Below are 11802 nucleotides of genomic sequence, written 5' to 3' on the forward strand. Positions count from 1 at the left end.
CAAGACTGAAAAAAATGAGTGTACAAACCCAACCAAAAGTGCTTCCTACAACCTATTCACAAGACGACGCCTTTGAAGCTTCTGTGAAATATTTTAATGGAGACGATTTAGCTGCTCGCGTATGGATCAATAAATACGCCTTAAAAGATTCTGAGGGCAATTTATACGAACTGACTCCAAACGATATGCATAGGCGAATTGCAAAAGAAATTGCAAGAATTGAGTCGCGTTACCCAAATCCATTGTCCGAAGAGACCATCTTCGACTTAATTAAAGATTTTAAATACATCGTACCACAAGGAAGTCCTATGGCTGGAATTGGTAATCCTTACCAAATAGCCTCGCTTTCCAACTGTTTTGTTATAGGAAACGAAGGCAATTCCGATTCCTATGGTGGTATCATGAAAATTGATCAAGAACAAGTACAACTTATGAAACGTCGTGGAGGTGTTGGTCACGATTTGTCTCACATTCGTCCTAAAGGCTCTCCTGTAAAAAACTCGGCGTTAACTTCAACAGGTATCGTGCCTTTTATGGAACGTTATTCTAATTCAACAAGAGAGGTTGCGCAAGATGGCCGTCGTGGAGCGCTCATGTTATCGGTGTCTATCAACCATCCGGATTCCGAAGATTTTATAGATGCTAAATTGGAACAAGGTAAAGTTACTGGAGCCAATGTTTCGGTTAGAATTGATGATGAATTTATGAAGGCTGTAAAAGCCAATTCAACCTATACTCAGAAATATCCCATATTCAGCAGCAACCCTAAGTTTTCAAAAACCATTGAAGCCAATAAGCTTTGGAAAAAAATTGTTCACAACGCATGGAAATCGGCAGAACCTGGTATTTTATTTTGGGATACCATCATTAAGGAATCGGTTCCAGATTGCTATGCCGATTTAGGTTATAAAACCGTATCCACGAACCCTTGTGGCGAAATCCCATTGTGTCCTTATGACTCTTGCCGATTGTTGGCCATGAACTTGTTTTCGTATGTTGAAAACCCGTTTACGGATAAAGCTACTTTTAACTTCGACTTGTTTAAAAAACACATTCATGTGGCACAACGCATCATGGACGATATTATCGATTTGGAATTGGAGAAAATCGATGCCATTATCGCTAAAATAGATGCTGATCCAGAATTGGATGAAGTTAAAGCGACCGAAAGAAACCTATGGTTGAATATTAAAACCAAAGCCAACGAAGGTCGTAGAACCGGAATTGGTATTACTGCCGAAGGTGATATGTTGGCAGCTTTAGGTATAAAATACGGAAGCAAAAAAGGAAATGCCTTTTCTGTTGAAGTACATAAAACCCTAGGGATAGAAGCCTATAGAGCATCTGTTTACACTGCAAAAGATAGAGGGGCATTTGCCATATTCGATGCTGAACGTGAAAAAAACAATCCGTTTATTCAACGTTTAAAAGAGGCTGATGATAAGTTGTATTACGAAATGTTGGAGCATGGACGCAGAAACATTGCGCTTTTAACGATTGCGCCAACAGGAACAACCAGCTTAATGACACAAACGTCTTCAGGAATTGAGCCGGTATTTATGCCAGTTTACAAGCGTAGAAGAAAAGTTAATCCTAACGATAAAAATGTACGTGTGGATTTTGTGGATGAGGTTGGGGATTCTTGGGAAGAGTATGTGGTGTTTCATCACAGATTCAAGCAATGGATGGAAGTTAACGGCATAGCTACCGATAAGAATTACACTCAGGAAGAACTCGATAAAATAGTTAAAAAATCCCCTTATTACAAAGCCACTTCCAACGATGTGGATTGGATGAGTAAAGTAAGCATGCAAGGTGCTGTGCAAAAATGGGTAGATCACTCCATAAGTGTGACTATCAATTTGCCTAATGATGCAACTGAAGAATTGGTAGGTAAATTGTACTTAGAAGCTTGGGAAGCAGGTTGTAAAGGAGTAACTGTTTATAGAGATGGTTCCCGTTCAGGTGTATTGATTTCCAACGAAGAAAAGAAAGAAGATGAACAACAAGAAACCTTAACAGCCTTCCCTACAAAAAGGCCACAAGTTTTAGAAGCTGATGTGGTACGTTTTCAAAACAACAAGGAAAAGTGGATTGCCTTTATAGGTTTGATTGATGGTAAACCTTACGAAGTATTTACTGGTTTGGCTGATGATGAAGATGGTATTTTAATACCGCGTTGGGCAAACAGTGGCTTGATCATTAAAAACAGAAACGAAGACGGAACATCGCGTTACGATTTTCAATATCAAAACAAAAGAGGTTACAAAACCACTATTGAAGGCTTGTCGCATAAATTCAATCCAGAATATTGGAACTATGCCAAATTGATTTCAAGTACCTTGCGTCATGGAATGCCAATTGATAAGATAGTCGATTTAATCAATAGCCTGCAACTGGATAGTGAATCCATCAACACCTGGAAAAATGGTGTGGTTAGAGCGTTAAAGCGTTATGTGGAAGATGGAACACAAGCCAAAGGGCAAACCTGTACCAATTGTAGTTCAGGGAATTTAATTTATCAAGAGGGTTGTTTAACTTGTAAGGACTGTGGTTCTTCTAAGTGTGGATAATCACATATATAGAATTTAATGGTATAAGGGAGGTTGTTTACAGCTTCCCTTTTTTATATAAATGCTTTTATGAAATAAAGATAGGCAAGCATGATCAGAACGTCAATTATAAATATTGCGCAGAAAAGTTTTAAAGTTGAAATGCCAAGGTTGTTGTAAAAAATCAATTTGCGTTTGGCATGGGTTTCGTTTATCAAGTACCACAATAAAATGGTTAAAAACAGTTTGGTGAGTATGGCAGGAACAAGTTGGGGATTTGCAAACGTGATCACGATATTAATTGCAAACGACCAAATAAAATAGGGTTTGTAAAATAACCATATAGCTCCAAAACGCTGCATCATGGTATAAAAACGACTTTTTTTTGAAAATATTTCCTAAGAAATGATAGAGGCTAAAATTCAGGAATTTAAAAAATTCCAAAATCCATAAATTATCGTATTTTTGGCACACAATTTAGAATGGTACATGTTAGATAAATTACAAATAGTAAAGCAACGTTTTGATGAGGTTAGTGATTTAATCATCCAACCAGATATTATTTCAGATCAAAAACGTTATGTGGAGTTAAATAAAGAATACAAAGATTTACGTGTGTTAATGGACAAACGTGAGCAGTATATAACCCTTACCGAGAACTTAAAAGAAGCTGAGGACATTATTTCTGATGGAAGCGATCCCGAAATGGTGGACATGGCCAAAATGCAATATGAGGAGGCCAAAGAAGGGATTCCGAAATTGGAAGAAGAAATAAAACTCCTTTTAATACCCAAAGACCCTGAAGATTCCAAAAATGCCGTAGTTGAGCTACGCGCAGGAACAGGAGGAGACGAAGCCAGTATATTTGCAGGCGATTTATTTAGAATGTACACCAAATATTGCGAAAGCAAAGGATGGAAAGTGGATACTGTGGATTTTAGCGAGGGAACCAATGGTGGTTTCAAGGAAATTCAGTTTGAGGTGTCTGGCGAGGATGTTTATGGCACCTTGAAATTTGAAGCAGGTGTGCATCGTGTACAGCGTGTGCCACAAACAGAAACCCAAGGACGTGTGCATACAAGTGCTGCTACTGTTATGGTGTTTCCTGAAGCTGAAGAGTTTGATGTGGAAATCAACCCAAAAGATGTACGAATAGATTTTTTCTGTTCGTCTGGACCAGGAGGACAGTCGGTGAACACAACCTACTCGGCTGTGCGATTAACACATATTCCCACAGGATTGGTGGCTCAATGTCAAGACCAAAAATCACAGCATAAAAACAAAGAAAAAGCGTTTAAGGTATTGCGCTCCAGATTATACGATATCGAGCTGGCCAAAAAGCAAGCCGAAGATGCTGCCAAACGTGGCTCTATGGTAAGTTCAGGAGATAGAAGCGCCAAAATTAGAACTTACAATTATCCTCAAGGACGTGTTACAGATCATAGAATTGGTTTAACCCTTTACGATTTGCAAAATATAGTAAATGGAGACATACAGCGTATAATAGATGAGCTTCAGTTGGCTGAGAATACAGAAAAGTTAAAAGCAAATACAGATATTATTTAAAACCTGGCCTCTTAATTGAGGCTTTTTTTATAAGATGACAACACAGCAACTCACAGAACAAATCAGAAAAAAGAAATCCTTTTTGTGTATTGGATTGGATGTTGATTTAAACAAGATCCCTCAACATCTATTGCAGGAAGAAGACCCTATTTTTGCTTTTAACAAAGCCATTATAGATGCCACACATCAGTTGTGTGTGGCTTACAAACCCAATACGGCCTTTTACGAAGCTTATGGGTTAAAAGGATGGAAATCTTTAGAGAAAACCATTCAATATCTCAATGCAAATTATCCAGAAATCTTTACGATAGCAGATGCCAAAAGAGGCGACATAGGAAATACCAGCAGCATGTATGCCAAGGCTTTTTTTGAAGATTTGGGCTTTGACAGTGTCACTGTAGCTCCATATATGGGCAGGGATTCAGTTGAGCCCTTTTTGGCTTTTCATGACAAGCACACCATTATGTTGGCCTTAACGTCCAATGCAGGCGCATTCGATTTTCAAACGCTAAAGGTCAATAATAAAGAATTGTATAAAGAAGTTCTTGAGGTGTCTAAGACCTATAAAAACTCTAAGAACTTGATGTATGTGGTTGGAGCAACCAAAGCCACGTTTTTAGCAGACATTAGAAAGATTGTTCCAGATAGTTTTTTGTTGGTGCCAGGAGTTGGTGCTCAAGGTGGAAACCTTCAGGATGTCTGTAAGTATGGGTTAAACAAACATGTTGGCTTGCTTATAAACTCTTCTAGAGGAATCATTTATGCTTCCAATCAAACGGATTTTGCTCAAGCAGCTGCAAACAAAGCCAATGAACTTCAACAGGAAATGGAAGTGATTCTCGACAGTCATTCCTAGAAGTGATAACGATGTGGGAATCTTTTTGTTTAATTAAGAGATTGATACAGAAAAATTTAAATTTTCTTGGCAATGACAATAGTGGACCAACTAAATAGAACAATTCAAATAATGCATATCCCAAAACGGATTGTGTCTTTGGTGCCATCCCAAACCGAATTGTTATGCGATTTAGGTTTGGAGCCTTCCCTTGTAGGCATTACAAAATTCTGTGTGCATCCAAAACACTTACTCTCCAACAAGCAGGTTGTTGGAGGTACCAAACAGGTGCATTTCGATAAGATAAAAGCGCTTCAGCCAGATATCATTCTTTGCAACAAGGAAGAGAATACCCAAGAAATGATAGAGGTTTTGGAGACCATAGCTCCCGTTCATATTAGCGACATTTATACCCTTGAAGATTGTTTGGAATTGATACACATGTATGGCAACTTGTTTACAGTGGAAGATAAAGCAGGGAAACTAGTTGCAACCATAAAACAGGAACGACTAAAATTCCAGGAGGATATCAAGGGCTTAGCTCCATTAAAAACTGTTTATTTTATTTGGAAACATCCATGGATGGTAGCCGCAAACCACACCTTTATCAATAACTTGATGCAGGAAGCTTTATTTGAAAACCTGTTTCAAAACTTAGAGAGGTATCCAGAGATTGATTTGGATAAAGATATCGATGGGCAGGTTGAAGTTATCATGCTTTCAACAGAGCCATTTCCGTTTAAAGATTCGCATGTAACAGATATGAAAAACAAGTTTCCCCAGGCAAAGGTGTTATTGGTAGATGGCGAATTGTTTTCTTGGTATGGTTCTAGATTGGCAAAATCTTTTGAATATTTTAAAGCGCTAAGGTTTGAATCTTTAAAAGGATAAAGACTTTTAGCACTTAAAAAAAACAAGTAATTACAACAAGCGTTGTTTGGCAGGTTCCCTGTTTAGATACTTTAACCTGTTCAGTTTGTTTAACAACTTGATGGCTTTAAATTCCGAAATGTCGCTCAAGGCACTATCCGTTTCGCGTAGGTTGTAAGCCTGCTCAATTAGTTGTTTGTAACGATTCTGTAACTTGATTTGGTTTTGTTTGATTTTGTTTAAATTTTCCATTGCTCACACCTTTGAATAATAAATATATTTAAAATTATAGAATTCAGCAAGTTAACAATGTGTTAATTGTGTGTTTTGTTAATAAAAAAAATCGATTCAAGTAGAATCGATTTCATTTAAATAACTAACTAACTTAATTCAAATTCTCCACAAGACGCGTGAAATTTTCTTTTTTGAAATAAAATCAATACAAAGATGGTGTTTTTTACGAGGTTTTATGTTAGCTAAATGTCAATAAAACTTAAAGTTTAAATTAATGCGATAATGCCGATTAATCCTGAAGGGCAAAAACCTGTTTCAGTAAATTGGTGGTCCTGGAAGTGTATTTGGTTCTAATCTCTTTTTCTTCCACGGCAATCATTTTGTAGACCCCTTTTAAGGCTTCTTGAGTCACATAATCGGTTAAATCTGGGTTTACATTGGATGTAAATGGAACAGCGTTGTACTTATTGATTAAATTGGACCAGATTTGATCGGCTCCCACTTTTTGAAACGATGCGTTTATAACCGGATGGAACTCGGTATATAACGCTGCTTCTGTTTTGCCTGCCAAATAGCGTGTAGCAGCATCGTCATTTCCCAATAGAATGGTTTTGGCATCGGCAAAGGTGATGTCTTTTACAGCGTTTACAAAAATAGGGGTAGCAGTGGCTACGGCATCTTCGGCTGCACGATTCAAGACTTTCAAGCCTTCATCTGCCAAGGATCCCAGTCCAATATCTCGAAGGGTCTTGTCTACTTTTTGCAACTCTTCCGGGAGTAGAATTTTCACTAAGTCGTTTTTATAAAACCCATCTGTTTGGGTAAGTTTGCTTACTTGTTTTTCTATGCCTTGATCCAAGGCTGCGCGTAAGCCAGCTGCAATTTCGGTATTGCTGATGGTTGAGGTGCTTTCCGGTAATTGGTTGACAGCCTCTTGTAATTCGGCACAAGAGAGCAAAGTCATACATACTAATAAAACAGTACATTTTTTAATCATGATATATTTTTTTTGGCAAATATACCATGATTGATTCTAAAATCCCTTAAAAGATTATAAACTCAAACTAATATGGTGGTTTTATTGAATAATGCTTAAATTTGTGCCACTAAAAAAATAAGATTTTATATGAAGCCTATAGCACCTTATAAACCCAAACATAAAGTACGAATTGTAACTGCAGCCTCTTTATTTGATGGTCATGATGCCTCTATAAACATCATGCGACGCATAATACAGGCAACAGGTGTGGAAGTGATTCATTTGGGACATGACAGAAGTGTTGATGAAGTTGTAAACACTGCCATACAAGAGGATGCCAATGCCATTTGTTTGACGTCTTACCAAGGAGGACATAATGAGTATTTTAAATACATGTACGATTTGTTGAAGGAAAAAGGTGCTGAGCACATCAAGATTTTTGGTGGTGGTGGAGGTGTTATTTTACCATCGGAAATCAAAGAGTTGATGGATTATGGGATTGCCAGGATTTATTCCCCAGACGATGGCAGGGAAATGGGTTTGCAAGGCATGATTAATGACTTGGTTGCCCAATCCGATTTCGCAGTAGGCGATCACTTAAACGTGACGATAGAGGAGCTTCAAAAGAAAAACCCCAAAGCCATAGCCCGTGTTATATCTTCGGCAGAAAACTTCCCTGAGGTTGCCAAGGGCACTTTGGAACAGATACATGACAAGAATAAGAACTCCAAGACACCCGTATTGGGCATTACAGGAACAGGTGGTGCTGGAAAATCGTCTTTGGTAGATGAATTGGTGAGACGTTTTTTAATCGATTTTCCTGAGAAAACGGTTGGTTTAATTTCTGTGGATCCCTCCAAACGTAAAACAGGAGGCGCACTATTGGGAGATAGGATTCGCATGAACGCCATAAACAACCCTAGGGTTTATATGCGTAGTTTGGCTACCAGACAATCCAATTTAGCCTTGTCCAAATACGTTCATGAAGCCGTGGAGGTATTGAAAGCAGCTGCGTACGATTTGATTATTTTAGAGACTTCAGGTATCGGGCAAAGTGACACGGAAATTATAGAGCATAGTGATGTTTCCTTATATGTAATGACTCCGGAGTTTGGTGCAGCCACCCAATTGGAAAAGATTGACATGCTGGATTTTGCCGATTTGGTAGCCATCAACAAGTTTGATAAACGTGGGGCTTTGGACGCTTTACGCGACGTGAAGAAACAATATATGCGTAACCATCAATTGTGGGAAGTGAATCAGGACGAACTACCGGTTTTTGGAACCATTGCTTCGCAATTCAATGATCCTGGAATGAATACGCTTTATAAAGCAGTCATGGATACCTTGGTGGCAAAGGCTGATGCCGATTTAAAATCGACCTTTCATATTTCCGATGAAATGAGCGAAAAGGTATTCGTGATTCCACCTTCAAGAACACGCTATCTGTCTGAAATAGCTGAAAACAATCGTAATTACGATAAAAAAGCGTTGGAGCAAGTGGAAGTAGCTCAAAAGTTGTATGGGATTTATAAAACCATAGAATCTGTTTCCAATGTCATTGGAAATGAAGCGAAGCAATCTTTTCTTGACAAGAATGGGTTGAATAGTAATGGGATCCTTCGCTACGCTCAGGATGACAGTGACAAAGACTTTTTGAGCTTATTGCTTAAAGAATTTGACCGTGTGAAATTGGATCTAGATCCTTACAACTGGGAAGTGATAACTGGTTGGGATGATAAAGTGAACAAATACAAAAATCCTATTTACTCATTTAAAGTAAGGGATAAAGAAATAAAAATTGAAACCCATACGGAATCCCTGTCCCATACACAAATTCCAAAAGTGGCTTTGCCAAAATACCAAGCTTGGGGAGATATTTTAAAATGGTGTTTGCAAGAAAATGTACCAGGGGAATTTCCATATGCTTCAGGCTTGTATCCATTTAAGAGAACAGGCGAAGATCCAGCTAGAATGTTTGCTGGCGAAGGAGGTCCAGAGCGTACCAACAAACGGTTTCATTATGTGAGTCAAGGCATGCCTGCCAAGCGTTTGTCTACAGCTTTTGATAGCGTTACCTTATACGGAAACGATCCGGATCTGCGACCAGATATTTACGGAAAGATAGGAAATGCAGGAGTGTCCATTTGCTGTTTGGACGATGCCAAAAAACTGTATTCAGGCTTTAATTTAGCAGATGTGATGACCTCTGTTAGTATGACCATTAATGGTCCAGCACCTATGTTATTGGGCTTTTTTATGAATGCAGCCATAGACCAACAATGTGAGCTTTACATCAAAGAGCATGGATTGGAACAGGAGGTTGAAGCAAAAATTGCAGCCTTATACAAGGAAAAGGGAACAGAAAGACCCAAGTATCATGGAAAACTACCGGAAGGGAACGATGGCTTGGGCTTGATGCTTTTGGGGGTTACAGGAGATCAAGTGCTTCCAGAGCAAGTATATCAAGAGATCAAAACCAAAACCATAGCACAGGTAAGAGGAACGGTTCAAGCAGATATATTAAAAGAAGACCAGGCGCAAAACACCTGTATATTCTCTACGGAATTTGCATTGCGTTTAATGGGTGACGTTCAGGAATATTTTATAGAACATAACGTGCGTAACTTCTATTCGGTTTCTATTTCAGGATATCATATAGCCGAAGCAGGAGCCAACCCAATCACGCAATTGGCTTTAACCTTATCCAATGGGTTTACCTATGTGGAGTATTATTTAAGTAGAGGGATGGACATCAATAAGTTTGGTCCAAACCTATCCTTCTTTTTCTCCAATGGTATTGATCCGGAGTATGCTGTTATAGGACGAGTTGCCAGGAAAATTTGGGCCAAGGCCATGAAATATAAATATGGTGCCAATGAGCGTGCTCAAATGCTTAAATATCATATCCAGACATCAGGACGTAGCTTGCATGCCCAAGAAATTGACTTTAACGATATTCGTACCACGCTACAGGCCTTATATGCGATATACGATAATTGCAACTCCTTGCACACCAATGCCTATGATGAAGCCATTACCACGCCAACCGAAGAATCTGTGAGACGTGCCATGGCCATTCAATTGATTATCAATAAAGAGTTAGGTTTGGCTAAGAACGAAAATCCATTACAGGGCTCTTTCATCATAGAGGAGTTGACCGATTTGGTAGAGGAAGCCGTATTGATGGAATTTGATAGAATTACCGAACGTGGAGGGGTTTTAGGTGCTATGGAAACTATGTACCAACGCAGTAAAATACAGGAAGAGAGTTTGTATTACGAAACCTTGAAACACAATGGTGAGTTTCCGATTATTGGTGTGAACACGTTTTTGAGTTCGAAAGGGTCTCCAACGGTATTGCCTGCAGAGGTTATTAGAGCTACCGAAGAAGAAAAGCAGTTACAAATTAAAACCTTGGAGAATTTGCATAAAACCTATGATACAAAGGCCTTGTTGAAAGACCTTCAGCAAAAAGCGATTCATAACGAAAACATTTTTGAAGCTTTAATGGATGTGTGTAAGGTATGTTCGTTAGGAGAAATTACTACAGCTTTATTTGAGGTTGGAGGCCAATACAGACGCAATATGTAAGAGAAGTAACATAATTATTATATGAAAGTCCCGGGAAGTTTCCTGGGATTTTTTTTGGAGCATCTGTAAGTAAAAGTCGACATAAAGTCGACATATACTCGGTACATATACGGTTTATATTTGTAATAAAATAGATGTAAATTTGGTATATACTTGATGTATTTATTTGATTTTTAAGGATTTTGTATTAACTTTATAAGACTAAACAATATATATTATGGCAACGTATCGAGGTATTATATTTATTAAAGGGACTATAGGTGGTATTAATTTTTACGATCGTTTGGGCAAACCTACGCTAAGGGAAGGAGGAGGAGGTTTTACCAGAGAAGCTATTAAAAATAGTCCGAGGATGGTTCGGGTTCGTGAAAACAATGATGAATTTTCTGAAGCTTCACGGACCAATAAATATTTTAAGCGTTCCATAAGGCCTTTTACAATAGGGTATAAAGATGGTACCTTGCATAGTAGGTTGATGCAATTGTTTACAAGGATCAAGGATGCGGATCTGGTTTCCAAGCGAGGTGAGCGTCAGGTATCATTAGGCATGGCAACCGATACAGGGAAACACTTGTTGACGCATTTTGTGTTTACACCCAAACGGCCCAATTTATTTCCCTGTAACTATGAATTTGATTGGAACAGCTTGACTTTACATGTTACTGGATTTCAGGCAGCTCATGCCGGTTTTCCAAAAGAGGCCTCTTATATGGAAGTGCTTTTGGGATTGATACGTTTTGATTTTGAAACCAAAAGCTATACGCAGGTGATAGAAGCTCCTTTGATCCTAGAACGGGATTATATGGGAGATGCTTTTAGTATACCTGTGTCTGCACTGCCAAGTGGTACTGGAACAGTGTTTGCCATAGCTCGTGTGGCGTTTTACCAAATGGTAAATGGCGAAGGCTATATGTTGTCTGGAGGACATGCTTTTGGGGTCCAGGTTGTTGGGATTTAGGTGTTTTATTTAATTTGTTAAATTGAGAGGTATCTCTATTTAATTGGGCAGTTCTTTTTATTTAAAAGAGCTGTTTTTTTTTATGAGAATGGCTTTTTAGGACAGCTCACGAGCTTTAAGGGATAGCTCACGAGCTTTAAGAGGATAGCTTTCGAGCTTTAATAGGGCAGCTCACGAGCTTTAAGCGGACAGCTCACGAGCTTTAAGCGGACAG

The 11802-nt window shown here is 38.6% G+C and carries 9 protein-coding genes; 7 read left to right on the forward strand and 2 right to left on the reverse strand.

The genetic code is table 11. The features are described from left to right. Window positions 1-14 precede the first annotated feature (14 nt). From AACY93_RS01985 to AACY93_RS02005, 5 genes are all read left to right on the forward strand, one after another. Window positions 15-2573 carry an adenosylcobalamin-dependent ribonucleoside-diphosphate reductase gene (locus AACY93_RS01985; protein WP_286852475.1) on the forward strand — a complete coding sequence of 853 codons (2559 nt, stop codon included), beginning with the start codon at window positions 15-17 and terminating at the stop codon, window positions 2571-2573. 174 nt (window positions 2574-2747) lie between these two features. Continuing rightward, a complete protein-coding gene (locus AACY93_RS01990) occupies window positions 2748-2876 on the forward strand; it encodes a hypothetical protein (RefSeq protein WP_287005808.1) in 129 nt (42 codons plus the stop codon). Window positions 2877-3041: 165 nt separating this feature from the next. Beyond that, window positions 3042-4118, forward strand: a complete 1077-nt coding sequence (gene prfA / locus AACY93_RS01995) for a peptide chain release factor 1 (protein WP_286852483.1) — start codon at window positions 3042-3044, stop codon at window positions 4116-4118. A 34-nt stretch (window positions 4119-4152) separates the two neighbouring features. Beyond that, window positions 4153-4974 (forward strand): orotidine-5'-phosphate decarboxylase, encoded by an 822-nt coding sequence (gene pyrF, locus AACY93_RS02000; protein ID WP_286852476.1) that lies wholly within the window; start codon window positions 4153-4155, stop codon window positions 4972-4974. 72 nt (window positions 4975-5046) lie between these two features. Continuing rightward, the gene (locus AACY93_RS02005; protein ID WP_286852484.1) at window positions 5047-5844 is read left to right on the forward strand and encodes a helical backbone metal receptor; all 798 of its coding nucleotides are present in this window, start codon (window positions 5047-5049) and stop codon (window positions 5842-5844) included. 30 nt (window positions 5845-5874) lie between these two features. On the opposite strand, the gene AACY93_RS02010 is transcribed toward AACY93_RS02005, so the two are convergent. Both AACY93_RS02010 and AACY93_RS02015 read right to left on the reverse strand, forming a co-directional pair. Beyond that, window positions 5875-6075, reverse strand: coding sequence for a Lacal_2735 family protein (locus AACY93_RS02010; protein WP_286852477.1), 201 nt, complete (start codon window positions 6073-6075; stop codon window positions 5875-5877). Window positions 6076-6346: 271 nt separating this feature from the next. Beyond that, window positions 6347-7054 carry a DUF4197 domain-containing protein gene (locus AACY93_RS02015; protein WP_286852478.1) on the reverse strand — a complete coding sequence of 236 codons (708 nt, stop codon included), beginning with the start codon at window positions 7052-7054 and terminating at the stop codon, window positions 6347-6349. 129 nt (window positions 7055-7183) lie between these two features. Between AACY93_RS02015 and AACY93_RS02020 the strand changes: the two genes are divergently transcribed. Beyond that, window positions 7184-10630: a methylmalonyl-CoA mutase family protein gene (locus AACY93_RS02020; protein WP_286852479.1), complete on the forward strand. Its 3447-nt coding sequence runs from the start codon at window positions 7184-7186 to the stop codon at window positions 10628-10630. A gap of 217 nt (window positions 10631-10847) precedes the next feature. Further along, window positions 10848-11588 (forward strand): hypothetical protein, encoded by a 741-nt coding sequence (locus AACY93_RS02025; protein ID WP_286852480.1) that lies wholly within the window; start codon window positions 10848-10850, stop codon window positions 11586-11588. The last annotated feature ends 214 nt before the right edge of the window (window positions 11589-11802 follow it).

The organism is uncultured Xanthomarina sp., from assembly GCF_963971605.1.
Lineage (GTDB): Bacteria > Bacteroidota > Bacteroidia > Flavobacteriales > Flavobacteriaceae > Xanthomarina > Xanthomarina gelatinilytica.

Bases quoted from the DNA above. Each gene is read 5' to 3' on its own strand.
- AACY93_RS01985 (WP_286852475.1), top strand. From the start codon at position 15: ATGAGTGTACAAACCCAACCAAAAGTGCTTCCTACAACCTATTCACAA.
- AACY93_RS02005 (WP_286852484.1), top strand. From the start codon at position 5,047: ATGACAATAGTGGACCAACTAAATAGAACAATTCAAATAATGCATATC.
- AACY93_RS02025 (WP_286852480.1), top strand. From the start codon at position 10,848: ATGGCAACGTATCGAGGTATTATATTTATTAAAGGGACTATAGGTGGT.
- AACY93_RS02010 (WP_286852477.1), bottom strand. From the start codon at position 6,075: ATGGAAAATTTAAACAAAATCAAACAAAACCAAATCAAGTTACAGAAT.
- pyrF (WP_286852476.1), top strand. From the start codon at position 4,153: ATGACAACACAGCAACTCACAGAACAAATCAGAAAAAAGAAATCCTTT.
- prfA (WP_286852483.1), top strand. From the start codon at position 3,042: ATGTTAGATAAATTACAAATAGTAAAGCAACGTTTTGATGAGGTTAGT.
- AACY93_RS02020 (WP_286852479.1), top strand. From the start codon at position 7,184: ATGAAGCCTATAGCACCTTATAAACCCAAACATAAAGTACGAATTGTA.
- AACY93_RS02015 (WP_286852478.1), bottom strand. From the start codon at position 7,054: ATGATTAAAAAATGTACTGTTTTATTAGTATGTATGACTTTGCTCTCT.